Here is a 24,389-nt window from a genome sequence, read left to right as displayed (position 1 = left end):
CCACGGGGCGATCGCCCCTCCGCTCACGACAGAACCCGCCCGACCGAGTCGTCCTCGGTGGGCGGGTTCTGTGCGCTCGGGGCTTCAGGCGGACGGGGCTTCAGGCGCTCGGGCGTCCGACCATGCCGGTCGGCGAGCCCCAGACGTTCCACACACGCACGGGCTTGCCGTAGTCGGCAGCCTCCACGATCTGGCCGTTCCCGAGGTAGATCGCCACGTGGTAGTAGTCGCCGCCGCCTCCCCAGAAGATGAGGTCGCCGCGCTGGCGCTGGCTGTACGGGACCAGCTTGCCCTCGGCGGCCATCTGGTTGTACTGGTTCGTGGCGGAGTGCGTGCCGATGTAGATCCCGGCGGAGGCGTAGGACGCCTTGGTCAATCCCGAGCAGTCCCACTGGTCCGGTCCCATGCCGCCGAGAACGTACTCCTCGCCGAGCTGCGCCATCGCGTACGAGATCGCGGTCTCGACGGCGTTGCCCTGCGGCTGGGGATCCGGGTCGGGCTGGGACGTCACGGGCTGCGACGGCGACGGCTGAGACGGCGCCGGCTGCGACGGTGCCGACTCCGAGGGCGGCTGCACCGCCTGCGGAGGCGCGGCGGGCGCCGGCTGCGACGACGACTGGGCCGGCCGGGAGGCCGCCTCGGCCTGCGCGGCGGCGGCAGCAGCAGCTGCGACGTGCTGACGTTCCGCCTCCGCGGCGGCGGCCGCGGCGGCCTCGGCGGCTTGCCGCTTCTGCTCGCCCTCGAGGTAGGCGGTCTCGACCTCGACCGTCGAGTCCTTGAGCAGGGCGAGCTGGGCGATGAGCTCGGTCGACTTCGTCTCCTGCGCCGAGAGCGCGGACTGCGCAGAGGCGGCCGCGGCGTCGGCGTCGGCTCGGGCGGCATCCGCCGCGTCCGAGAGCTTCTGGTGCTCGACGACCGCGATGTCGGCCTGGTGGCCGAGCGATTCGGCGTTCTGCTTGTCGGCCAGCGCCTCGGAGTACACCCGCTGCGACTGCTCGGAGAGCTGTGACATCGCGCCGAGCTGGTAGAGCAGGTCGCCCGCGTCCTGGCCCTGGGCGACGAGGTTCATCGAGAGATCGCTTCCCGCGGCTCGCGAGAGGTGGGCCGCGAGCAGCCCCGCGCGCATCTTCGAGGTCTGCGCCTTCGCCGAGGCGGCGCCCGCCTGCGCCTCGAGGTCGGCGAGCTGCTGCGCGGCCGTGTCGAGCGCCTCCTTGGCCTGGCGCCACGCCTCGGCCTTCTTCATGGCGGTGATGCTCGCGTCGTCGACGGCCGTCTGGAGTCCCGCGATCAGGCTCGCGATCGAGTCGATCTCTGCCTGCTTGGTCGCCTCGTTGTTCTTGGCGTTCTGCACGTCGTCCCACGACGGGTACCGGGGGTCGTCGGCGGAGGCGGGGGCGATGCCGAGAGAGGCGGTCACCGCCGTCACCGCGAAGGCGGCCGAGACCGCGAGGGGGAGGCGGCCCTTCCAGGCGCGCTCGCGAGGGGCGGGGGTGAAGCTCTGGGCGGTCTTCTGCGGGTCAACCAAGAGTCACTCCTCGTGCGGCCATGAACGGTTGGGCGTCGACGGCGGCGCCGTTGACCCGGGTCTCGAAGTGGAGGTGGCAGCCGGTGGACGCCCCCGTGGTGCCGACGGCGGCGATCTGCTGGCCCGCCTCGACCTGCTCGCCCACGCTCACGTAGATGCCTCCGGCGACGATGTGCGCGTAGCCGGTGCTGATGCCCTGGCCGTGGTCGATGAGCACCCAGTTGCCGTAGGTGCCGTTGGGTCCGGCATAGACGACCGTTCCGCTGTGCGCGGCGAAGATCGGGATCCCGCAGCCGCCCGCGAGGTCGGTGCCGCGGTGGTAGGAGTTGGTCGAGCCGCCGCCGGTCGAGATGCTGTCGCGCGGTCCGAAGGTCCCGGTGATGCGTCCGGCGGCCGGGCGGACCCAGCCGGAGTCGCTGACGGCGGTGGAGCCTCCTCCACCCGACGGCGCGCTGGAGCCGCCTCCCGAGCTCGGACGCGCGGTCGCTGCGGCGGCCTGACGCTCGCGCTCGGCCTGGGCGGCGGCGGCGCGGGCTGCCGCCTCCTCGGCGAGCTTGCGCTGCCGCTCGGCCTCGCGGGCGGCCACGCCGGCCTGGTACTCGGTGACCGTCTTCGACTCGGTGTCACGGAGCGCGGCGAGCTGCTGCTCGAGGACGACGCTCTGCGCCTGCTGTTCGGCGAGAGCCGACTCCGATGCCTGCTGCGCCGAGCTCGCCTCGGCAAGCTTCGCCTGGGCGTCGACCCGGAGTCGCTCCCGCTCGCCCTGCGCGACCGTGGCCTGCTCGGCGAGCGAGGCGGCCGTGTTGCGCGCCGTGCTCGCCTGCTCGTAGATCGCGTTCGAGCGCTCCACGAGCTTGCTCATGCTGCCGATCCGCGAGAGCAGCTGATCGGCCTTGCCGTCGGCGCCGTCGAGGAAGATGTTGACCGACAGGTCGGTTCCCGTGCTGCGGTAGAGCTGAGCGGCGAGCAGGCCCGCCTGCTGCGAGGCGGCATCGGCCTTGGCGGCGCTGCCGCTTGCCTCCGTCCCCAGCTCGGTCGCGCGATCGGACGCCTCGTCGAAGGCCTGTTGTGCCGCGAAGTACTCGGCTCCGCGTTGCTGGGCGAGCTGCTGCGCGGCGGCGACCTCGCTCTGCAGGTTCTGGACGAGGGAGGTGATCTTCTCGACCTGATCGGCGGCCGCAGCGGTGTTGCCCTTGGCCGCCTCGACGTCGTCCCACGACGGATAGTCGACGGCGTGGGCCGGGGAGGCGACAAGCAGGCCCGCGAGGAGCGCGACGACGGCCGAGCCCAGGGCGGCACTCCGCAGACGCGCGAGCCGTGGCGCGCCGGAGGACCGGGCGGGACGCGGACGTCGCGGGGAGAGCAGCATGGGACCTCGGAGTGATAGGCGGGCCCTCTCCCGACGGCGCGCGGCAGGACCGTTGCACAGAGGAAGAGCGATTCTGACCCAGACTAGCCAAGCACCCCCCGTTCGCCTAGAGGCGGGTGCCACCCGGAGGGGTGACCCGGCCCGCGGACGCGTCGGTTTTGCATATCCGCGACCGTGTCCCTATGCTTGCGTGTCGGTAGTCATGAGGGGTCGGCCGCAGGTCGCCCCGCGAGCTCCCGGCCCCATCGTTTAGTGGCCTAGGACGCCGCCCTTTCACGGCGGTAGCACGGGTTCGAATCCCGTTGGGGTCACGGACGAGACGACCGAAACGGACCGGGCGGAGACGACCGGGACGGAACAATCGAATAGCCTCGAAGGCAGTATGCTGTTCTTCGCAACGAGGCCCTGTAGCGCAGTTGGTTAGCGTGCCGCCCTGTCACGGCGGAGGTCGCGGGTTCAAGTCCCGTCAGGGTCGCAGAGGGGCCCTTCCGAGAGGAAGGGCCTTCTTCACGAGACGAGCATCGTCTCACGCGACGTCTCGTCGCACGGCTCTGTAGCTCAGTTGGTAGAGCGCACGACTGAAAATCGTGAGGTCACGGGATCGACGCCCGTCGGAGCCACTGGCCCCTTTCTCAGGCTTCTACTGGGATCGGGGCCTTTTCTGTGCCGTCTTGAGTTACTCGTCAGCGTCCTGACCGCCGAGCGTGCCGTCGTCGTTCCACTTCATGACTCGTTCGACCTCGCCGACCACGAATGCGCCGCGCGGGAAGAACGCCTCGAAGTTGACCGGAATCGCTGACCGAAGCACCATGAACTTTTCCTACCTAGTCATCTAGACATGTTGTCCCGTGTCCGTCGGGGTCGACGAACGCCCTCCATCCTGACACTTGTCTAGACAGGCCGTCAAGCCTCAATAGTCTCCATTGAGGTCACAGGCCACGACCCAGCCCGAAATCCCTTGCTGGCGATCAATGGGCGGTCATCCGCATCCAGTCCGATCCGGGTCACGAGCAGATCCATGGGCTCCCCGTCGCGGCGAGAACGGACGGACACTACCCACTGCTTGGCACGCGCGACAGCGCCGGCAGCGCGCGCATGCGCGCCTTGGGCGGGGCCGGGCACGTACAAGGTGCTCTCCTCCCTTAGCAACGGGAAGGGGCGAATGGTGACACCGATAGCCGAAATCACCCCTGATTGGTTGCGGAGAGCGGCGACGGCCCAGGGATCATCGACGACGTCGACTTTGCCGCCGCCCTCGACGAGAACGCCGTAGATATGCTCCCGCCACTCCCCTTCGTTGGATGAGGCGGTCTGCGCCATCTGCACGGGCTTAGGAGTTGGGCCTCCCTCAACGAAGACCCCCCTCCCCTGCTCTGACCGGACAACGCCTTCGGCTTTCAAGACGCGTAGCGCCTCTCTGGCCGTCATCCTCGCCACGCCAAACCGAGCAACGAGCTGAGCCTCAGAAGGAAGCTTGGTTCCAACCTCGAGCTGGCGGACCGTGATGACTCTGCGCAACTCGTCTGCGATCTGCCGGTAAGCAGGAATGATCGCGCCCTTGAGCCGCCGAAGCTCATCGATCGGAAACTTACTCATCTAGACAGGATATGGCCCCGGCGCGACGAGCTGTGAGAACTTTCCCTACTCGTTCAAGGCCGGCCTCCGGCCGGCGGCGGCGCGTGGCCGGCGCAATGCGGTGCGTCCGGTCCTCGCCACGCTGCGGTCCGGACGCTCCTAGCGCGCCGCCCCTCACCAACGAGGCGGCCTCGCGTCACTCAATCGCGTCGTCGATCAACCCAAACGGCGGAACGGCACGATCCCCCGAGAATCGCACGACAATGCTGTTGGCTAGCTCGGGAGGCGGGGAATTGTCCACGAAGACGGCCTGAGCTCCGCTTCCGGCGCCAGAAAGCCACGACGCCACGTGTGCGTAGACGTTGTCTACGAGCTTGGCGTCAGCGAAATCAGCGTCTTCAGGACCCGCTCGGTGTCCGAGGTTCTTTTGCGGGCTATCGACAACCAAGAGTCCTGGGAGCAGGGCCCGCCTTTCCCAACTGATCTCCCAGAGGGCCATGGCCCAGGCAAGACTGATCAGCACAAGCCCACCGCTACTGGCTTTCGTGTAAACCGCGCCGCGGACATACGGTATCAGCTTGTCGTCGAGCCACGCTTCCCCCTTGAGCTTGGGGTAGCCAAAGTCAGTGAGAATGTTGGAGAAGCGCTCCGAAAGCGCTTTCTTCACTTCAGCGCGATCAGGCCTCGTGCTGAGTTCTCTCTGCTCACGTCGGAGACGCGTGACAGTACCCTGCCGCGCATCCCGCTGCCTTTCTGCCTCTTCGACTCGACCCCAAAAACGAACTCCAACCTCAGCACGAGCAACCTCAGATTCCGCTGCGTTGAGATCACGCATGAGTTGATCACGCGCCGCCAAGAACGGGGCCGGGAGTTCGGCTGCTCGGTTGAGCTCGGAGGCAATCTCCTGAACCGCCGCCTGCTCCGATATCGCCTGCGATTCGAACACCCTCAACTCCGACTCGAGCCGACCAAGGTACTCAGTCAATTCGTCGAGTCGCTGGGTAGTCGAACGCAGCTCTCTTCTCGACAGCACGGACCCCAACGCGACGACGGATTGATCCTCGGACCCACATAGGGAACAGTGCCCATGATTGAGGCTCACATCGCGTTCTAGCTTGGCCAGACAAGCTGGGCAAACCTCTATCCGCAAAGGGTCGAACACCTTCTCTGCCTCAGTGAGGAATGTCAGTTTTCGCTTGTCGTCCGCGTACTGCAGCGCAAGCGCGCGTAGGCGGTCGATGAGGCTCTCCCTCGAGCGAACTCGTTCCCAGGCCTCGGACTCGCTCTTCTGTTGACGAGTGAGACGATTGCGAAGATCTGACAAGCCATTCTGAGCAGCTGACTCGATCCGGTCGGTCCGACCGACCTCGGCCTTGAGGGCCTCCCGCACGGTCAAGGCATCTCCCAACACGATCGACGCCCCGGTGGGGCCAAGGGGATATTCCTTATCAACGACCGCGGTCAGCGCTCGGACAGTCGACTCGGCCTCCCGCAGCGCGTCCTCCGCTCGTCGAAGACGCTGGGTAGCCAGTCCGAGCTCTTCATCCGAGACCTGAAAAGCGAAGTCGATGGTTTGCTGGAGCTTGTAAGCGACAACGAGATTCCCGTTCTCTACCAGGAGGTTTTGACTATCCAATCGCGAGTTTTTATAGAAGATCAGCCGCGATAGATCTTTGAAGCTGAACGCATGGGAATCTGCGTTCGGATTGCCGGCGCTTGTGTTGAGTCGAGCGCCGGCTAGTCCAAGAGCATCCATGAGAAAGTATGAGAGCGAGTCTTCTGCACCGGGCTTGTCGAGCTGGTACCGCTCTTCAAGCGCGTCACCGATCAGTTCGATCGGCGCGTTCCATACCGACGCAAACTTGGACGGTGAGCCTACTGTCGTTCTCTGAATCGCGTATATCTCGCCGTTGAGGGAAACCTCGAGAACCGCGCTGGTGACGTTGTCCCGCATCTCTTCGTGGTCCGGGAAGTCGTCTCCTCCCAAGAGATACGCGACGTACTCGACGACACTCGTCTTGCCGGTCTGAGATGCTCCAGCAACGATCCCGATCGGGCGAACAGTGTCGTCCGCCAGGAAGCTGACCTCATAGGTTCGAGGGTTCGAGATGGTCCCGAACAGCCGCAGTCGGCGGATTCGCAGACCGGTGAGACTCTCGTCAATCATGAATCTCCAATTTCGGGACGGACAACGTCCTCGAACAGATCGAGCATCAGCCAATGGGTCCCCGCCCAACGTGCGCTGGCTTCACGCAGTGCTCGGTCTGACAGCTTGTTTAGACGGACAAGGACAATCTCCGCCGCCAACCGATATGCATCCGCGTAGGCCGTTTGAAGCTGCTGAGCGACGCCTTCGCCAGCGTCGGTAATCACGAACGCTTCCTCGCCGATGGCAATGAGTCTGCGGGCCACCAAGAAGGCCAGATCTGCTCGGATTCGCTCGCGACGGCTAACAAAACGATGCCCTAGCGATGCGTAGGAGAGTTGGCCACGCGTATAACCAACGAGCTCGAGCCTCAAAGCATCGCGCTGGTCGCCGACATCGTCTCCGGATAGGACTGCGAACGGATTCGCGGTGAAAAAGTCGTAGGTAGCCACCCGATCGGTCGTGTGCATTTGAACAGACAGCTGTGAGGCAACCGAAAAGCCCAAGAGCAGCTGGGCGGCGCGGAACGACACTTGACCGTCTAAATCATGAGTAGGTATCAGCGGAACTTCAAGACTCTCCACGCCGAATCACCTCCGCGACAATCTCGGGGCCAGAGGGTCCAGCGTGGTCTTTCGCGACTTGCCGCCAATGCAGCACCCAGCCGGCGCGAACATGCTCTACCAATCGGTGCGCTATGCCACGCCTGTGGGCCGGGCGAAGCGCGAGTTTCCCTGTTGGCGGCAGGGCACCGGCAGCTCCTACAACTGCATCGACCAACCCAGCCATCTGCCCACCTTCATTGGCTGATGTGCTGGCGAGATTGAATGCTGACTCCCACTCACCGTGAATGTCAAGTTCGATCTCGTTCAGCGCGCTCACCTCACCGGGAACAGCGCGCGCAGCCACGTCTCTAACCATCGCCTCCGCCGCGAAGAAATACCCCTTCGCCGCGTCGGTTTCGAGATGGCCAGCGAGGTTGAGCTGGCGGACGAACAGCGCTCCTTCCAGTGCACTCAGGTCACTCGCGACCTTCACCTCGATGGGATCCCCCGGCGTGATGATCTTGGGGAAGTACTGTTCGCGAACCCAGGACGCGTCGGGTCGCATAAGTTCCCGCCGCAGGCGCCCACCGTTCTTGAGCTCGATGACAATTCCCTCGTGTTTGCGGCGCTTTCCTGCCGCCCACGTGTCGAACCACTTCTGTTGGTCGGGCGGTAACACCGAGGGGACGCAGAGGGTCCATGCCGCGACGGTGAATGAGTTTTCTGCCGCCTTCTTCATTACTTCGTTGAAGGAAGCTCGAATTTGCCCTCGCTGCGTTTCACCCCAACCGAGAAAGAACTTCGACTGCCAGACGACCATCTGTCCGTTGAGCGCGCCCACATAGGTGTCGATCCCCCAGTCGCTCCCGGACGGCGCAGCGACTTCAGACGCCGCGGGTACCTGAACCGCGACGAGGTCGGTAACCAGCATCTGAAAACGCTCGCGGGCGCCAGCGAAGGTCTTACTGTCATCAAGAAATCGTTGAAAGAGCACGTCGGGCGCAGCCAACTCGTCCAATATGCCCCCGTATCAAGCAATCTGCGGCCGCCCCTGAGCAGCCCGGGCCCCTGTGCCCTTGGGACGAGACTAGCTAGTCGTAGACCCAGAACCCACGAGCGCTGTAACGCGCGCCGGGAACTCAGCCGGCTGCGTCACCGAAGGTCGTACAGAGATGTCGACTGGAGGTGCTCCCAACTCACCCGTCCAGCATCGCACCTCATCGGCACAGGGTTCCGGGCCGATCCCGGGCCGGGAACCCGGCTGAAACCACCGAGAACCAGCCACGACCAACGAGCACAACTTCCCCAGAATCACGCGGCAAACGAACACTCGTGAGCACCCACGGACCCGGCGCATACGACTGAAAATCGTGAGGTCACGGGATCGACGCCCGTCGGAGCCACTGGCCCCTTTCTCAGGCTTCTACTGGGATCGGGGCCTTTTCTGTGCCGTGGCAGAGCCCGGCGTGTCCACGACACCCGAGGGTGCCCCGCCTCTTCCCCCACCACGCCCGGGTCGGATGCGTAGGCTGGGCCGGCCATGCATGCCGCCTTCCCGCCGCCCGATCCCGCGTCGATCGCGCCCGACTCCGCGGCGCACGACCCCGCCGCCTGGCCGCCACCGACAGGCTCGCCCGTCGAGGGGCAGCCCGCGCCCTACTCCTCCCTCCTCTACCGGCCCGACCCGCGCATCAGGTGGGGCCTGCCGACCGCCGCGCTGGCACTCCTGGGGATCGTGCTGCCGCTCGCGATGCTGATCCTGCTTCTGAGCACGGGACTCCTCCCCTTCTCGCCGCCGATCGTGTTCGCCGGGGCGCTCGCGAGCTACCTCGTCGCGCTCGTGGCGCCCGTCGCCGCGTCGCGACTGCGCGGCCTCAGATCCCTGGCCGCCGACTTCGGCCTTCGGTTCCGCTGGATCGACCTCCCCCTCGGGCTGGCCCTCGGCCTCGGAGTCCGCGTGGTGATCTTCGCCGTCCTCACCGCCTTCTCGCCCTTCCTCGGAGGCGCACAGGGCAATCTCACGCTCGACCCCGATCCGCTGTGGTTCGTGCTCAGCTCGGTCGCGATCCCGGTGCTGGTCGCACCGGTGGTCGAGGAGATCCTCTGCCGCGGCGTCGTCATGCGCGCGGTCCGCAACCGGATGCTGCGCGACGCGACACCGCCGAGCCACGCCCGTCGCGTGGCGGCGGTCGTCGTCAGCATCCTCGCGTCGACCGCGGTGTTCGCCCTGCTGCACGGACACCAGATGGTGAACCCGGCCACGGTCATCACTCTCGGCGTGACCACGGTCGTCGCCGGACTCGCGCACGGCTGGATCGCGACCGCGACCGGGCGCCTCGGGGCGGCGATCGTCTCCCACGCGACGATCAACGCCTCCGCGGTGCTGCTCCTGGGCCTGGTGGCGCTGGCGGGCTGACCGAGCGCTCAGGCCTCGGCGGTGCGGGCAGTGTCCTGCCCGCGCACCTGGCGGTGCAGCCGTTCCATGTCGGAGTCGAGCGCGGCGGCGGTGCGGGCGGCGTCGGCGAGCCCGTCGAGCAGCTCCTGCGGCACCTGCCGGTCGTACTTGTAGTAGATCTTGTGCTCCAGACTCGCCCAGAAGTCCATCGCGATGGTGCGGAACTGCACCTCGACGCGCACGTCGACCGAGCCTCCCGAGAGGAACACCGGAATCTCGACGATCGCGTGCAGGCTCTTGTAGCCGTTCTCCTTCGGCTCGGCGATGTAGTCCTTCACCTCGATCACCGTCACGTCGGACTGCGAGGTCAGCAGCTCGAACACCCGGTAGACGTCCGAGACGAAACTGCACGTGATGCGCACGCCCGCGATGTCGGTGATCGCCTCGGCGATGCCCTCGAAGCTGGTGTCGCAGCCCTTGCGCTCGATCTTCGCGATCAGGCTGTCGGCCGACTTGAGCCGGCTCGTCACGTGCTCGATCGGGTTGTACTCCTGGAGCTCGCGGAACTCCTCCTGCAGGATCGACACCTTCGTGACGATCTCGTCCATGCCGAACTTGTACTGGAGCATGAACCGCGCGAAGTCGTCGCGCAGCGCACGGATCTCGGCGACCGTCGTGGCGTCGAGCGCCTCGGCGACAGCCTCCGTGAGCACGGGCGCGACGGGGGTTTCGGGGTCGGAGGGGCGGGCATTCACAGTCGCACACCCTACGCGCGAGCACCACGAGGCTCGATGGGAGTCCGCCGGACAGTGCCCCGGTCAGCCCAGCGCGCGCCGATAGAAGGTGATCCCGTGCAGCGGCACACCGCCGAAGTGCTCGAGCTGCGCCCGGGCGGCCGTGTCGCCGCGCCGTACCGACGGCACCCGGAGGCGGCGATATCCCCGCTGCACCAACCGCGCCTGGAGTTGACGGCCCAGCAGCCCGCCGACTCCGCGACCCTGCTCGGCCGGGTCGGTGCACTGCACCGCGAGGACCGCCTCCTGACGGAACCGCTCACGCGTCACCACCGCGCGCGCCTGATCGAACAGGCCCACCCGACCTCGTGTGCGCTGGAGGAACCGGGTCCAGTCGGGCAGCGCGAGGGCGAAGCCGACGACGCGACCGGTCGCGGTGTCGTGCGCCAGGCGCAGCAGCTCGGCGTCGAGGAACGCCGATGCTCCGATCGGCCCGAGCTCGCCCGCGGTGACCTCCACGGCGTAGGGCGAGGAGGCCCCCGCTCGGTTCAGCACGTCGAGCATCGCCGCCCGCGTCGCCTCGATGCGTGCCGGTGAGAGCCGCGAAGGTCGCAGGCCCGCCGCAGCCCATTCGGAGGCGGCGACCGGCCCGAGCGGATCTCCCGCCTCCCGGGGTAGCGTCTCGACGCTCCAGGTATCGCCCTCCCAGAGGCGCTCGAACCCCGCCGCCTCGTAGATCCCCGGGTAGCTCGCCGGGTTCCAGGCCGAGCCGAGGAAGCCGCGCTGCCCGAAGCCGCTGGTGACGACTCCGCCGCCCTCGCTCGGCAGCAGCGAGACGGGTCCGACGAGCTGCTCATGACCCCGAGACCGCTCCACGATCGCCTCGAACAGCGCTTCCGCCACAGCGTCGTCGGCGAACTCGGTCGCGCCGAAGAGGAGGCTGCGCGCACCGAGACGCGCATCGAGCCGCACATCCGTGTGCACCGTGGTGCGACCGACCACGCGACCGTTGCGGTCGCGCGCCAACAGCAGCTCGATCGGCGCCTGGCGCGAGCGCGTCCCCCGCCACCACGAGTGCAGAACCCGCTCGGGCGTCGGCACGGCCAGCGACCGCGGATGCAGGCGACCGGGCAGCAGCGCGAAATCGTCGAACTGGGCGCGCGAAGTCACTCTCTCGATCTGCACCTGACCCCCGGACACTCGCGCTCGACGCGGGTGGTGGGCGCCGTGGTGCTCAGCCTAGGAGGCGGGCGACACCTCCGGTCACGCGAGACGGCACGCGAGCGGCACCTTCTAGCCTGGACGGATGAGCACCGACGCACGCCCGCTGCGCTACTGCGCCTTCGTGATGAACACCGCCTCGCACATCCAGCACGGACTGTGGCGGCACCCCGCGGCGCGCCAGCACGAGTTCGACGAGGTGCAGCTGTGGATCGACCTGGCCCGCACGCTCGAGCGCGGACGGTTCGACGCCATGTTCTTCGCCGACGTCGCAGGACTCTACGGTCCCGCGGACGGCGACTGGGAGGTGAACGCGCGCGAGGGCCTACAGCTGCCCAGCAACGACCCGATGGTGCTGCTCTCGGCACTCGCGGTCAGCACCGAGCACCTCGGCTTTGCCTTCACGAGCTCGGTGCTCCAGGCGCACCCCTTCGACTTCGCGCGCAAGGTCTCGACCCTCGACCACCTCTCGAAGGGTCGGATCGGCTGGAACATCGTCACGAGTGCGCTCGACGGCGCCGCCCGCAACTTCGGCTACGACCGCCTCGAGGAGCACGACGAGCGCTACGCCTGGGCGCAGGAGTACCTCGACGTCGTCTACAAGCTGTGGGAGGGATCGTGGGACGACGGAGCGCTGCTGCGCGACAAGGACGGCGGGTTCGCCGACCCCGCACGCATCCACCGCATCGATCACGTCGGCACCCGCTACCGCGTGCAGGGACCGCACCTGTCCGCTCCGTCGCCGCAGCGCACGCCGGTGCTGTTCCAGGCCGGCTCCTCGCCCGCGGGCCGACGCTTCGCGGCGCGCAATGCAGAGGCACAGTTCGTGTTCTCGGGCTCGCCCGCGTCGACGCGGGCGCTCATCGACGACACGCGGCTCCTCGCCTCCGCGGCCGGGCGGGAGGAGGGGGCGCCCGCGTTCTTCCTCGGGCTCTCGTTCATCACGGGCGACACCGAGGAGGAGGCGCGCCGAGCCGAGCGCGAGATCGACGAATACCTCTCCTCCGACGCGTTCCTCGTGCACTCCAACCTCGGCTTCGACCCGACGACCGGCGAGAAGCTCGACCCCGACCTGCCGCTGTCGATGCTCGAGACGTCCGCCGGCCAGAGCCATCTGCAGTGGATCCGCGACGCCTCCCCCGACCGCGAGCCGACCGTGCGCGACCTGGCCCGACTCTCGGCGAAGCTGCGCGGGCGGGTGGTCGGCACTCCCGAGCAGATCGCCGACCACCTCGCCGACTGGCGCGACGCGGGGATCGAGGGGATCAACGTCGTCAACTGGATCCTCCCCGGCAGCTACGAGGAGTTCGTCGACCGGGTGATGCCGGTGCTGCGGGAGCGCGGCCTCGCGCAGAGCGAGTACACGGAGGGCACGCTGCGGCGCAAGCTGTTCGGGAGCGACGAACTGCCTCCGACACATCCCGGGCGGGCGTACCGCGGGGCGTTCTGACTGGCGACGGGCCGCAGCGACGAACCTTTGCGGTCGCTCCGTCGTTGCCGAACGTCGCCCTCGCGCGCGCCGGGCAGGACGAGGATGGGCGCATGATCGACATCGAGAGCTGGATCGCCGGCTACGAGAAGGCCTGGGCGACCGACGACGCCGCCGACGTGGCCGCCCTGTTCACCGAAGACGCCGAGTACTTCACCGCGCCCTACCGCGACGCGATCACTCCGCGCGACGCGATCGTCGCCTGGTGGCTCGCCGAGGAGGAGCCCGGCGAGCCCACCTTCGCCTGGGGCCTCGTCGCGCTCAGCGGTGAGACCGCCGTGGTCGAGGCGCGCACCGTCTACCCCGGCGACCGCACCTACCTGAACCTGTGGGTCATCCGCTTCGCTCCGGACGGGCGGGCACGCTCCTTCACGGAGTGGTTCATGGAGGAGCCGGGCGGGGCCAGCGACTAGCGCCGGGCACTCGCCCTCGACGTCAGAGCTGCGACGCCCCGAAGGTGTCGCAGCTCGTCGCGTCGCCCTCGAAACCGGCCGCGAACCAGCGCTGACGCTGCTCCGCCGACCCGTGCGTCCACCCCTCCGGGTCGACCGTGCCCGTCGCCTGCTGCTGGATGCGGTCGTCGCCGACGGCCGCCGCCGCGCTCAGTGCGTCCTGATACTCCCCCGCCGACACCGGCCGCAGGTAGGGCGTGCCCGTCTCGTCGGGCACCGTCGACGCGTCGCCGACCCAGGCCCCCGCGAAGCAGTCGGCCTGCAGCTCGAGACGCACAGAGTCGGAGTCGGGACCCGTCCCCGACCGCTCGGCCGCCTCCATCGCGCCGCTCAGGGTCTGGATGTGGTGACCCCACTCGTGGGCCAGGATGTACATCTGCGCGAGCGAGCCTCCGGAGGTGTCGAAGCGGGTACGCAACTCGTCGAAGAATGCCGTGTCGAGGTAGATCGTCCGGTCCGGCGGGCAGTAGAACGGTCCGACCGCGGCGGTCGCGCCTCCGCAGCCGGTCGACGTCTGCTCAGTGAAGAGAGTGACGCCCGCGGGAGCCGAGTAGCTCGCGCCGAGCGCCGCGGTCGCGGTACTCCAGTAGCGGTCGAGCGACTCCGCGGCACCCTCGAGACGGCAGTCGACCTGGGCATTCGCGTCGGCGCCGCTCTCGCAGGCGACCGCGGTGCTGGTGACCTGGTCGGGCGAGGTGCCGCCGCCTCCGACGAGGCCACCAAGGCTCGACAGGTCGACGCCGAGCAGCTGCGAGAGCAGAGCGAGAACGACGATGCCCACCACGCCTCCGCCGACCGCGACCCCGGTGGTGCGACCACGTCGACGGACTCTGCCGCCACTGAGCTGGGAGTCGTCGTTGAACGTCATGCCGGTCACGCTAGTGCGCGGCCTCCGAGCTCCGCCGGGGGTTGCGCGGCCGGTCCGTTCAGCCCCAGCGCGAATGGCTGGCCGAGCGGATGATCTCGAGAAGCGCCTCCCGCAGCGGACCGTGGTCGAGGGCGCCGGGGAACATGTCGACCTCGAGGCGATGCGCGCGCTGCCACGCCTCACCTCCGGCGGCCGTCAACGAGACGAGCTGCCGGCGGCGGTCGGAGGGGTCGCTGTGCCGCTCGACGTGTCCCTCGCGCTCGAGGCGCTCGATCGTGCGCGACATGGTCTGCACCTCGACGTGGGCGGCGGCGGCCAGCTCTTTCTGGGCGACGGGGCCGCCCTGCAGCAGATGCAGCACGATCAGCCCCGCGTGCGTGAGGCCGATCTCGGCGAGCGCCCCGAACCAGGCGTGCTCGACCATCCGGGACGCCGTCGAGAGCAGGCGGCCCGTGGGCCAGGCCTCCATCCCGGAGGGGTCGTCAGCGCGCATCTGATCAGGGTAGTGCGGGGGCCGGACAGAAGGCCGCGGTCAGCGGCCGCTCAGGAGGCGAAGCGGTCGGTCGCCTCGATCAGCGCGTCGAGGATCCCGGGCTCGTCGAAGGCGTGCCCCGCGTCGGGGATCAGCCGGAAGTCGGCCTCCGGCCACGCCCTATGCAGATCCCACGCGGTGAACGCGGGGGTGCACATGTCGTAACGACCCTGCACGATCACCGCGGGAATGTCGCGCAGCACGGCGGAGTCTCGGATCAGCTGCCCCTCCTCGAACCAGCCGTGGTGCACGAAGAAGTGGTTCTCGATCCGCGCGAAGGCGAGCGCGAACGCCGGGTCCGACCACTGCTCGATGAGGTCCGGCCTGCGCAGGAGCGTGATCGTCGACGCCTCCCACGTCGTCCACGCGACCCCGGCGGGGCCGTGCACCGAGGGGTCCGGGTCGTGCAGAAGACGGTAGTACGCCTCGATGAAGCTGCCCCGCTCCGATGCGGGCACGACGCTCGTGTACTCCTCCCACAGGTCGGGGTAGACCGCCGCCGCGCCGCCCTCGTAGAACCATTCGAGCTCGGCCCGCCGCAACGTGAAGATGCCGCGGAGGACGATCTCGGTGACCCGCTGCGGATGCGTCTCGCAGTAGGCGAGGGCGAGCGCCGAACCCCAGGAGCCGCCCAGGACGAGCCAGCGCTCGATGCCGAGGTGCTCGCGCAGTCTCTCGATGTCGGCGACGAGGTACCAGGTGGTGGTGGTGGAGAGGTCCGCCTCCGGCTCGCTCGCGTGCGGAGTGGAACGGCCGCACATCCGCTGGTCGAAGAGGATGATGCGGTACTTCTCAGGGTCGAAGAGCTGCCGGTGCACGGGCGAGGTTCCGGCGCCCGGTCCGCCATGCAGGAACACGACGGGTTTGCCGTCGGGATTGCCCGAGACCTCCCAGTAGAGCTGGTGGCCGTCGCCGACGTCGAGCATTCCGGAGTCGTACGGCTCGATCTCGGGGTACAGAGTGCGCATAGTCGGCACCCTACTGACCGCGAGCGCGACGGGCCGCGATTTCGCCCGGCCCGCCTCCTTCCGCGAGATGCCACTTATGTGCGCCTCCGTCGGCGTGTCGTGCGCACAAGTGGCATCTCGCGGGAGGGGTCAGCGCCGCTTCTCGGGGGTGGGGAGGGTGCCCGCGGCGCGCGCCGACTCGTACCAGGCGTGCGCCTCCTCCTGCCGCGCCGCCTCGGCGCCGCTCGCGATGGCAGCCCGCAGGTGCTCGGGACGGTAGCCGAACGCGGCAACGAGGTCGGCCGCGTGCGGGCGGAGGCGCGCGAGCAGCCGGTCGATGTACGAGGTCACCGCGAGGGCACGCTGCGCTGAGAGCCGCCCGTGGATCAGATACCAGTCGAGGTGCTTCTCGATCAGCTCGAGCCCGAACAGATCACGGAGCCACGTGAGCACGGTTCGCGTGCCCGCATCCTCGATCTCCGCGAGCGCCTCCGTGAACGCCTCCCACTGCAGCAGCTCGGCGTGCGCCCGCGCCGCCTCGATCAGTTCGCTCTGCTGGGCGTTGAACAGGCGCGCCGCCTCATCCGCTGGCAGCTTCGACGCGGGGCGGAGGCGCGTCGCGACGCCCGCGACCATCCCCTCGACCCGCGCGGTCAACAGCTCACGCTGCTCCTCACGCAGCTGACCCACCGAGCGAGCCGTCGAGCCACGGTCGGCGACCACCTGCGCGAGACGTCGCAGCCCCGAATGGTTGACCGTCGCCTCCGCGACCTGGGACGCCGCATAGCGCGCCAGCTCGCCCGGCTGCGCGTTCTTGAAGCGTCGACCCACATCGGTGAGCAGCCGCTTGGCGACGAGCTGCAGCAGCACCGTGTTGTCGCCTTCGAAGGTCACGTAGATGTCGAGGTCGGCGCGCAGCTGCGTGAGGCGGTTCTCGGCGAGGAAGCCGGCGCCTCCGCACGCCTCGCGAGCCTCCTGAAGAGTGTCGAGGGCATGCCAGGTCGAGAGCGCCTTGAAGGCCGCGGCGAGGGTCTCCAGATCCTGACGGGACTCCTCGGTGTCGTTCGCGCCCGAGAACACGTCGTCGAAGGCATGCAGCAGCTTCTCGTGGGCGAAGCCCGCCGCGTACGTGGTGGCCAGGCGCGGCAGCAGGCGACGCTGGTGGCGCTGGTAGTCGAGCAGCACCTCCTCGCGGTCGCCGCCTCCGGTGAACTGCCGACGCTGGTCGCCGTAGGTGATCGCGACCGTGAGCGCGATCTTCGAGGCGGCGACCGACGCGCCGTCGAGCGAGACGCGGCCCTGAACGAGCGTGCCGAGCATCGTGAAGAAGCGGCGGCCAGGGCTTGCGATCGGGGAGGAGTAGCTGCCGTCAGCCGCGACGTCGCCATAGCGGTTGAGCAGGTTCTCGCGAGGCACGCGCACGTGGTCGAAGTGCAGCCGGCCGTTGTCGATGCCGTTCAGGCCGCCCTTGAGCCCATCGTCCTCGCCTCCGACCCCGGGGAGGAACGCCCCGCCCTCGTCTCGGATCGGCACGTAGAGGGCGTGCACGCCGTGGTTGACGCCGCCCGTGATGAGCTGTGCGAAGACCACGGCGGCGCGACCATCGACCGCCGCGTTGCCGAGGTAGTCCTTCCAGGCGGCGCGGAACGGCGTGTTCAGCACGAAGTCGCCCGTCTCGGGGTCGAACGTGGCCGACGTCGCGATCGAGGCGACGTCGGAGCCGTGTCCGGTCTCGGTCATCGCGAAGGCACCCGGGATCTCGAGGCTCATGATCCCCGGCAGCCACCGCTCGTGGTGCGGGCGCGTACCCAAGTGCAGCACGGCAGCGCCGAAGAGCCCCCACTGCACGCCCGACTTGATCTGCAAGGACGGGTCGGCGGTGACCAGTTCCTCGAAGCCCGCGATGTTGCCGCCATGATCCGCGTCGCCCCCGAGATCGCGGGGGAATGCGCGGTGCACGCCGCCCTCGGCTGCGAGCGTGCGCATCTGCTGCGAGACGCGAGCACGGTGCTCGGCCATCGGGAGGCCGTCGATCCGGTGCAGCTCCGCGCGCGCGGTCAGCTCCCGCGAGGCGAGACGCTGCTCGCGCCAGGACCCGAGGAGCGTCTCTCCGAGCGCCGCGACGTCGACCGCGGGAGAGCCGTCCTCGTCGAGCCGGGCGTCGACCTCGCTGCCAAGGGAGTCCACGGGAGGCGTCGGCGAGATGGCGCCGCTGCGCGAGCGGCGGACGCGAGGGCGTCCCGTCGCTCTGTCCGCGGCATCGGCGGCGGAACGGGGGTGGGGAGCGGTGTCGACCATGGTGTTCCTGTCCCTTCGACCGTCTTCGGTGCGGGCCGCCCGCGGCGGGCCCAGGCCCGGGAGGGACCTGCAGCGGAGTCGGTGTGAGCACGGTACGTCGCCGGGCGCCGGGCCGGAAACGTTCCGTGGCCGGGCCACAAACGGCGGCAGAGAGAGGCGGCGACAGGTTGTCGGAACCGGCCAGGACGGCGCGTGACGACGTAACGTCAGCCAGGAGCGGGTCTCGCGCACGATCGTGGCTGAGAGGTCGTCGTGGCCGACGTTATGTCGCTCGGGACCGGCGGCCCCGCCTCCGCACCCACTCGAGCGCGCCCCACGGCTAGGCTCGCACGATGAGCGAGCCGCCGCTGCCTCCGCCCCCTCCGCCCCGCCGCGAGCCGAGAGGCTCGAACCAGGACGGCATCGCTCCGGACCGCTGGCCGCCGCCGGGCGGCGCGCTCGCCGAGCAGCCTGCGGGGACGCCTGCGCTCCCGTGGACCGCTGCCCGAGCGCGCCGTCCGCTTCGCGTGTGGGACCTGGTCCTCACCATCGTGCTGATCGCGGGCGCATTCGGGGTGACGCTCTTGCTGTCCTACTTCGGGCTCTTCCTCGCGATGGCCAGCGATGCCTGCGGGGGATCGAACCGGTGCAACGGTGCAACAGTGACCTCATCGGCGCCGGGCTGCTGGTCGCCGCGGGCGGCGTCTGGGTCCCTTTCCTGGGGGCGCTGATCGCCTCCATCGTGCTGCTCGTCCAGCGGCGGATCGCGTTCTGGGTTCCGATCGTCGGGCTGCTGCTGTCGGGCGGGTTCACCGTGGCGGGCGCGATGATGGCGTCGGCGGGCGCAGGGAGCTAGAGGCGGGCCGTCTCAAAACGGCGGCTGTGGCGAGAAGACGGCGGCCGGTTCCCGCGGAGAGGGTGCGCTCCTCGACGAGGAACGCTAGCGGAAGCGCCCCCGCCGCGTATGCGAGGTGGAGCACCGGGTCGGGAGCGGCCGGTGAACGCTCAGTAGGTCTCCCAGCCGGGCTCCCAGTCGGGCTCGTCGGGCGGAACCCACCCGTCTTCGACGGGGTCGGCCGCCGAGGGCGGCGCGCTGTCTGCGCCGAAGCTCGGGCGTACGGCGGGAGTGCGCTGCGGAGACGGGCGGGGAGCGGGCGGGCGGCGCGGCGCGGGCGCCTCCTCCCCCGGCTCGGGCGCGACGACCTCGGGAGTCTCGCCCGCGACGACCGCGAGCACGGCCGCGCCGTAGCTGAGGAGCTTCTTCTGGCCGACACCCCCGATGATGCTGAGCGCGTCCATCGTCGCCGGCTCGGCGGTCGCGATCTCGCGCAGGGTCGCATCGTTGAAGACGATGTAGGCGGGAACGGATTGTGCTCGCGCTTGCGCGGCACGCCACTCGCGCAAGCGCTCGAACAGCGGCTGCGCCTCACTCGGAAGCTCGGCGACGGTCGAGCGATTGGAACGGGAGGATCCGCTGGACCGGAGAGGGCGCTCGGGCTCCTTGCGGAGCTCGACGGTGCGTCCGCCGCTCAGCACCGAGGCCGACGCAGGAGTGATGACGAGGGTGCCGAAGCCGTCGTCGTTGACGCCGAGCAACCCCTGCGCGAGGAGCTGGCGGGCCACTCCCCGCCACTGGGTGTCGCTGAGGTCGGCGCCGATGCCCCAGGTGCTGAGCGCGTCGTGCTTGTGCTGCGTCGTGCGCGGAGTGCTCTTGCCGCGGAGGATGTCGATGATGTGGCCGGCACCGAACTGCTGGTTGCGCTCGCGCTTGAGACGCACCACCGTCGAGAGGAACTTCTGCGCAGCGACGGTGCCGTCCCACGAGGCGGGTGGCTCGAGGCAGGTGTCGCAGTTGCCGCAGGCCGTGCTCTGCTGTCCGAAGTACGCGAGCAGGTCGACCCGGCGGCACTGCACCGTCTCGCAGAGGGCGAGCATCGCGTCGAGGTGCGCCGACAGGCGACGGCGATGCGCGAGATCGCCCGGGGACTCGTCGATCATGCGGCGCTGCTGCACCACGTCGTTCAGTCCGTAGGCGAGCCAGGCCGTCGAGGGAAGCCCGTCGCGGCCCGCGCGGCCGGTCTCTTGGTAGTAGCCCTCGACCGACTTCGGCAGATCGATGTGGGCGACGAACCGCACGTCGGGCTTGTCGATGCCCATGCCGAAGGCGATGGTCGCGCAGACGATGACGCCCTCGTCGCGGAGGAAGCGCGACTGCGCGGCGGCGCGAACCCGGGCGTCGAGGCCGGCGTGGTAGGCGACCGCATCGAAACCGGCGGCGCGGAGTGCCTCGGCGGTCGCCTCCACGCTCTTGCGCGAGAGCGCGTAGACGATGCCGGCATCGTGCGCATGCTCGCGGCGCAGGAAGTCGATGAGCTGCTTGCGGGGTTCGACCTTGTCGACGATGCGGTACTGGATGTTGGGGCGGTCGAAGCTCGAGACGAAATGGCGCGCGGAGCCGAGGTGGAGGCGCGTGGTGATCTCGCGGTGCGTCGCCTCGGTCGCGGTCGCGGTGAGGGCGATGCGCGGCACGTCGGGCCAACGCTCGGCCAGCTCGCCGAGCGCGAGATAGTCGGGACGGAAGTCGTGGCCCCACTGGCTCACGCAGTGCGCCTCGTCGATGGCGAACAGCGCAACACGGCCTCGGGCGAGGAACTGCTTGGTGCCCTCGTTGCTGAGGCGCTCGGGGGCGACGTAGAGGAGGTCGAGCTCGCCGTCGAGGTAGGCGCGCTCGACGCGAGTGCGCTCGCCGGCGTCTTGGGTGGAGTTGAGGAACTCGGCACGGACGCCATTGGCACGCAGTGCGTCGACCTGGTCTTGCATGAGGGCGATCAAGGGCGACACGACGATGCCGGTGCCCGGGCGCACGATCGCGGGGATCTGATAGCAGAGAGACTTGCCGCCGCCGGTCGGCATGAGGACGACGGCGTCTCCTCCGTCGATGACCTGCTCGACGATGGCCTGCTGCTCGCCTCGAAACGACGCGTAGCCGAAGACCCTCTCGAGGATCTCTTGCGCTGGCGCCATGCCGGTGCCGACGCCGTTCGACGCAGAGTCGGGGGTGGGGGGCGTAGCCGCGTCGACGGGCCGATCGGTGATCGGAAGGGCGGTCGCGGTGGGGTCTGTCACCCGTGGAACTCTACCGGCCGGCTCCGGCGCGCCTCCCGGCACGAGCGCTTCTGTGGAGGGATCGGCGAGAAGGCGGCTGGGGAGGGAGTTCGGTGGTGACGGTCGCCGAGAAAGCGAGCCGCCCGCACCTGCGCCCTCCGTCACGGCACTGCGGCAGCATCGTCAGAGGCCTGTGACCGTCTTCACGTCGCCGTCCCAGAAAAGCGCACCCGCCAGCCCGGCGCGGAACGGCTCGCCGAGCAGGGCGGCGGCCTCGCCGAGGTGCTCGGCGCGCAGGCGGCGCGCGATGGTCACGTGCGGAGTCCACGCCTCCGGGAGCGACGTGAAGACCGCCCCGGGTACGAGCCGTATCGCGCGCGCGTGCAGCGCATCGAGGTCGGGCGAGCGCACGACTCCCCACGCGAGCACAAAACGGCCGCCGTGCGGGAAGAGCACGAGGGACGAGAGGTCGACGGAGGTGGGCAACGGCCCGAGCGCGCCGGGCGGAGGAGGCGTCAGGTCGCGGCCTGCGAGGAGTGTGAGGTGCGGGCGGTTGCTCTCGGAGCGGTGCAGGGCGAGGCTCGGGATGCCGGCCGCCCCGAGCGCCGCCCACTGCGCGCGGATCCGCGTCTCCGCCTCCGGATCGAAGAGAACGTCGACGCTGCGCATTCGCCATTGTCTCGCGCGTCGGCGCGAACGTCTTCGACAGCCGAGACGCCTCGGCCCCGTCACCCGATCGTCACGAGGGCCGCGAACAGCTCCGGAGCCCGACGGTCCACGATGCGCCCGCCCACCCGGATCCCGATCAGCGCGAACACCGACCCGAGCACGAGCGCCGCCACGAGGGCCAGCACACCCGGCATCGTCTCGCCACCGACGAGCGCCACCACGCCCAGGACGATCGACGGCAGCGAGAGCACCACGGTCGCCCCCATGCTGCCGACCATCACGACGCTCGAGATGATGCCCGAGCCCGGAGGCGTCTTGAGCGGGCTATCCCCCGGCGCCGGCACCGGGTACACCACCAGCGAGGAGGCGACGCTTGAGACGCCGAAGCCGCTCAGCACCAGCGCGAGCGACATCCCGAGAACCGCGGGCAACGCCTCCGGCCGCCCCAGATACAGGCACGTGCCGACAGCCACGACCAGAACGGCCGGGATGCCGATGAGCCCGGCAGCGAACACGCGTCCGGCGCGGTCCGCGGCACCCGTGACTCCCGAGCTGACGTGCGCCGCCCAGGCGGTGCCGTCGTAGGACACGTCGGCGCACAGAGTCACCCCGAAGATCACCCCCACGATGACGGAGGAGTAGAGGACCAGCGCGCCCTCGCCTCCCTGCACCGCGTCGTAGAAGAAAGCCACCGCCACGATCGCCGGGATGACGAGCAGACCGCGGCTGTAACGGGGGTCGCGCCACCAGTAGCCGAGGGCCCGTGCGGCGACCGCGCCGGTGGGGGTGGCGGGAAAGCGACCGAACAGCCCGATGCCGGGCGAACCGGAGGCTGCGCGCGAGGACGACGCGGCCGGCTCGTCCATCGCGTGGCGCAGCGCCCGCGCCCAGGCCCACACGAGCACGGCGAGGGTCGCGAGTCCGATCGCAAGGCGCGCGACGGCGGCGGCCCAGTCACCGGCGACCACGGAGCCTGGCACCGCCCAGATCGCCCCCAGCGGCGACCAGCCCAACGCGGAGGCGACCACCGGCAGCACGTCGAGTCCCTCCCGGATCACCCCCGTGAGGCCGATCGCGAGCGGCCCGAGCAGGATGAGCACGACCAGAACGACTCCGCCGATCACCTCGCGGTAGCGCCGACTCGAGCCGAGTCCGGTGGTCAGTGCGCCGATCAGGCGGGAGGCGACCACGCAGCTCGCCACGCCGATCACCGCCGAGACGAGCGCCGGCAGCACGCCGATCGGGTTGCTCCACCAGGCGGCCGCCGAGGCGAGCGCTCCGAGCAAGGTGACGACCCCGGGGATGCCTGCGACGCCCGCGACGGCCAGCCCGACGAGGAGGGTCCGCAGCGGGATCGGGAACGTCGCGAGGGTGGGCAGGTCGAGGCTCTGATCGGATCCGGACACGAAGATCGGCCCCAACACCCACCCGAGCAGCAGCGCGGAGCCGCCGAGCACGATCACCACGTTCGCGAACGCCGGGTCGGTCGCGCCGAGCACGAGGAGTCCCGTGACGACGAGTCCGAGGACCACGAGCGCGTAGAGCGCGCCGACGATCACGCCGATGAGCTGCCACACATTGCGCGTCAGCGAGTTACGCAGCAGCAGCAGCCGGAGCCTCAGGAGATGCGCAACCATGCCGGTCCCTCCTGATGGGTGCGCCCGCCGACCATCTCGACGAAACGCTCCTCGAGCGTGGAGCCCGCGCGCACCTCGTCGAGGGTTCCGGAGGCGAGCACGCGTCCGTCGGCGATGACAGCCACGCGGTCGCACATCCGCTCGACGAGGTCCATCGAGTGGGACGAGACGATGACCGTGCCGCCCGAGGCGACGAAGCCGACGAGGATGTCGCGGATGTTCGCCGCCGACACGGGGTCGACCGATTCGAAGGGTTCGTCGAGCACCAGGAGGCGCGGCGCGCGCACGAGAGCGCAGGCGAGCGCGATCTTCTTGGTCATGCCAGCGGAGTAGTCGACGACCAGGGTTCGGTCGGCCGGGTCGAGACCCAGGAGCGCGAGGAGGTCGTTGGCGCGTTCGACGACGGTCGGCCGCGGGAGATCGCAGAGCAGGCCGTAGTAGGTGATGAGCTGGAGGCCGGTGAGGCGGTCGAAGAGCTTCACGCCGTCGGCGAGGACTCCGATGAGCCGCTTGGCCTCGAGGGTGTCCTTCCAGACGTCGACGTCGTGGATGGTGACGACTCCGTCGTCGGGGCGCAGGAGCGCGGTCGCCATCGAGAGGGTGGTCGTCTTTCCTGCGCCGTTCGGACCGACGAGACCGAAGAACGAGCCGGCGGGCACATCGAGATCGATGCTCTTGACCGCCTCCTTGTCGCCGAAACGCTTACGCAGCCCGCGGATCCGGAGGGCGATCTCGCCCTGGCGTCCGGTGGCGTCGGGCGCAGCCCAGGCGGGCGCAGCAGCGGGCGGCGCCTGTTCAGAGGCGCCCCGCGGGGAGTCGGTGGGCGTCGTTCCGTCCATGTGTGTCCCTTCCGGGCCGCGGTGGGCGGCCGCTCCTCCCACCCTAAGGAGGGACAGGGGGAGG

The 24,389-nt window shown here is 69.3% G+C and carries 21 protein-coding genes and 3 tRNA genes; 7 read left to right on the top strand and 17 right to left on the bottom strand.

Translation table 11 applies throughout. The features are described from left to right. Positions 1–100 precede the first annotated feature (100 nt). Both ITJ45_RS11435 and ITJ45_RS11430 read right to left on the bottom strand, forming a co-directional pair. Positions 101–1,525 carry an NlpC/P60 family protein gene (locus ITJ45_RS11435; protein ID WP_228493882.1) on the bottom strand — a complete coding sequence of 475 codons (1,425 nt, stop codon included), beginning with the start codon at positions 1,523–1,525 and terminating at the stop codon, positions 101–103. Next, positions 1,518–2,894, bottom strand: coding sequence for a M23 family metallopeptidase (locus ITJ45_RS11430; RefSeq protein WP_194610251.1), 1,377 nt, complete (start codon positions 2,892–2,894; stop codon positions 1,518–1,520). The genes ITJ45_RS11435 and ITJ45_RS11430 overlap by 8 nt, the downstream gene beginning before the upstream one ends. A gap of 238 nt (positions 2,895–3,132) precedes the next feature. On the opposite strand from ITJ45_RS11430, the gene ITJ45_RS11425 reads away from it, so the two are divergent. The 3 genes from ITJ45_RS11425 (at position 3,133) to ITJ45_RS11415 (ending at position 3,514) form a co-directional block, all read left to right on the top strand. Beyond that, positions 3,133–3,205: transfer RNA gene (locus ITJ45_RS11425), tRNA-Glu, on the top strand. A gap of 90 nt (positions 3,206–3,295) precedes the next feature. Then, a tRNA-Asp gene (locus tag ITJ45_RS11420) sits at positions 3,296–3,369 on the top strand. Positions 3,370–3,441: 72 nt separating this feature from the next. Then, positions 3,442–3,514: transfer RNA gene (locus ITJ45_RS11415), tRNA-Phe, on the top strand. Between the two features lie 56 nt (positions 3,515–3,570). On the opposite strand, the gene ITJ45_RS14210 is transcribed toward ITJ45_RS11415, so the two are convergent. From ITJ45_RS14210 to ITJ45_RS11395, 5 genes are all read right to left on the bottom strand, one after another. Beyond that, positions 3,571–3,705, bottom strand: a complete 135-nt coding sequence (locus tag ITJ45_RS14210; protein WP_267238163.1) for a hypothetical protein — start codon at positions 3,703–3,705, stop codon at positions 3,571–3,573. A 92-nt stretch (positions 3,706–3,797) separates the two neighbouring features. Further along, positions 3,798–4,490, bottom strand: a complete 693-nt coding sequence (locus ITJ45_RS11410) for a GntR family transcriptional regulator (RefSeq protein ID WP_194610253.1) — start codon at positions 4,488–4,490, stop codon at positions 3,798–3,800. 175 nt (positions 4,491–4,665) lie between these two features. After that, the gene (locus ITJ45_RS11405) at positions 4,666–6,636 is read right to left on the bottom strand and encodes a hypothetical protein (protein WP_194610255.1); all 1,971 of its coding nucleotides are present in this window, start codon (positions 6,634–6,636) and stop codon (positions 4,666–4,668) included. Next, complete coding sequence (locus tag ITJ45_RS11400; RefSeq protein WP_194610257.1) at positions 6,633–7,199, bottom strand: ABC-three component system middle component 2; 567 nt, start codon at positions 7,197–7,199, stop codon at positions 6,633–6,635. Before ITJ45_RS11400 ends, ITJ45_RS11405 begins: the two co-directional genes overlap by 4 nt. Continuing rightward, the gene (locus ITJ45_RS11395) at positions 7,186–8,169 is read right to left on the bottom strand and encodes a hypothetical protein (protein WP_194610259.1); all 984 of its coding nucleotides are present in this window, start codon (positions 8,167–8,169) and stop codon (positions 7,186–7,188) included. The genes ITJ45_RS11400 and ITJ45_RS11395 overlap by 14 nt, the downstream gene beginning before the upstream one ends. Before the next feature lie 531 nt (positions 8,170–8,700). Here ITJ45_RS11395 and ITJ45_RS11390 point away from each other — a divergent pair. Beyond that, positions 8,701–9,576: a CPBP family intramembrane glutamic endopeptidase gene (locus tag ITJ45_RS11390; protein ID WP_194610261.1), complete on the top strand. Its 876-nt coding sequence runs from the start codon at positions 8,701–8,703 to the stop codon at positions 9,574–9,576. Between the two features lie 8 nt (positions 9,577–9,584). On the opposite strand, the gene ITJ45_RS11385 is transcribed toward ITJ45_RS11390, so the two are convergent. Both ITJ45_RS11385 and ITJ45_RS11380 read right to left on the bottom strand, forming a co-directional pair. Beyond that, entirely contained in the window at positions 9,585–10,310 is a 726-nt protein-coding gene (locus tag ITJ45_RS11385) for a GTP pyrophosphokinase (protein WP_416365296.1), read from the bottom strand. Positions 10,311–10,373: 63 nt separating this feature from the next. Continuing rightward, positions 10,374–11,459, bottom strand: a complete 1,086-nt coding sequence (locus ITJ45_RS11380; protein ID WP_323743013.1) for a hypothetical protein — start codon at positions 11,457–11,459, stop codon at positions 10,374–10,376. 136 nt (positions 11,460–11,595) lie between these two features. Here ITJ45_RS11380 and ITJ45_RS11375 point away from each other — a divergent pair, with 136 nt between their 5' ends. Continuing rightward, positions 11,596–12,960, top strand: a complete 1,365-nt coding sequence (locus ITJ45_RS11375; RefSeq protein ID WP_194610266.1) for an LLM class flavin-dependent oxidoreductase — start codon at positions 11,596–11,598, stop codon at positions 12,958–12,960. Positions 12,961–13,052: 92 nt separating this feature from the next. Continuing rightward, on the top strand, positions 13,053–13,412 hold the full coding sequence (locus ITJ45_RS11370) for a nuclear transport factor 2 family protein (protein WP_194610268.1): 360 nt from the start codon (positions 13,053–13,055) through the stop codon (positions 13,410–13,412). A 22-nt stretch (positions 13,413–13,434) separates the two neighbouring features. Here ITJ45_RS11370 and ITJ45_RS11365 read toward each other — a convergent pair whose 3' ends face one another. From ITJ45_RS11365 to ITJ45_RS11350, 4 genes are all read right to left on the bottom strand, one after another. Further along, positions 13,435–14,319, bottom strand: a complete 885-nt coding sequence (locus tag ITJ45_RS11365; RefSeq protein ID WP_194610269.1) for a neutral zinc metallopeptidase — start codon at positions 14,317–14,319, stop codon at positions 13,435–13,437. A gap of 58 nt (positions 14,320–14,377) precedes the next feature. Further along, on the bottom strand, positions 14,378–14,812 hold the full coding sequence (locus ITJ45_RS11360; protein WP_194610271.1) for a MarR family winged helix-turn-helix transcriptional regulator: 435 nt from the start codon (positions 14,810–14,812) through the stop codon (positions 14,378–14,380). A gap of 50 nt (positions 14,813–14,862) precedes the next feature. Then, entirely contained in the window at positions 14,863–15,819 is a 957-nt protein-coding gene (pip, locus tag ITJ45_RS11355; protein WP_194610274.1) for a prolyl aminopeptidase, read from the bottom strand. 129 nt (positions 15,820–15,948) lie between these two features. Continuing rightward, positions 15,949–18,096 carry an acyl-CoA dehydrogenase gene (locus tag ITJ45_RS11350; RefSeq protein ID WP_194610276.1) on the bottom strand — a complete coding sequence of 716 codons (2,148 nt, stop codon included), beginning with the start codon at positions 18,094–18,096 and terminating at the stop codon, positions 15,949–15,951. Between the two features lie 625 nt (positions 18,097–18,721). Between ITJ45_RS11350 and ITJ45_RS11345 the strand changes: the two genes are divergently transcribed. Next, a complete protein-coding gene (locus ITJ45_RS11345) occupies positions 18,722–18,931 on the top strand; it encodes a hypothetical protein (RefSeq protein WP_194610278.1) in 210 nt (69 codons plus the stop codon). Positions 18,932–19,080: 149 nt separating this feature from the next. Here the strand turns inward: ITJ45_RS11345 and recQ are convergent, their stop codons facing one another. From recQ to ITJ45_RS11325, 4 genes are all read right to left on the bottom strand, one after another. Next, positions 19,081–21,099 carry a DNA helicase RecQ gene (gene recQ, locus ITJ45_RS11340; RefSeq protein ID WP_194610499.1) on the bottom strand — a complete coding sequence of 673 codons (2,019 nt, stop codon included), beginning with the start codon at positions 21,097–21,099 and terminating at the stop codon, positions 19,081–19,083. A 264-nt stretch (positions 21,100–21,363) separates the two neighbouring features. Then, positions 21,364–21,849 (bottom strand): 2'-5' RNA ligase family protein, encoded by a 486-nt coding sequence (locus ITJ45_RS11335; protein WP_194610280.1) that lies wholly within the window; start codon positions 21,847–21,849, stop codon positions 21,364–21,366. 59 nt (positions 21,850–21,908) lie between these two features. Then, positions 21,909–23,486 carry a transporter gene (locus tag ITJ45_RS11330; protein ID WP_194610282.1) on the bottom strand — a complete coding sequence of 526 codons (1,578 nt, stop codon included), beginning with the start codon at positions 23,484–23,486 and terminating at the stop codon, positions 21,909–21,911. Continuing rightward, the gene (locus ITJ45_RS11325) at positions 23,468–24,325 is read right to left on the bottom strand and encodes an ABC transporter ATP-binding protein (protein ID WP_194610284.1); all 858 of its coding nucleotides are present in this window, start codon (positions 24,323–24,325) and stop codon (positions 23,468–23,470) included. Before ITJ45_RS11325 ends, ITJ45_RS11330 begins: the two co-directional genes overlap by 19 nt. Positions 24,326–24,389: the final 64 nt, after the last annotated feature.

Source organism: Rathayibacter sp. VKM Ac-2879 (assembly GCF_015351245.1).
In the GTDB taxonomy this organism is placed as follows: domain Bacteria; phylum Actinomycetota; class Actinomycetes; order Actinomycetales; family Microbacteriaceae; genus Rathayibacter.
The sequence above is the reverse complement of the archived record's forward strand: the minus strand, read 5'-3'. Positions and strand labels throughout refer to the sequence as shown.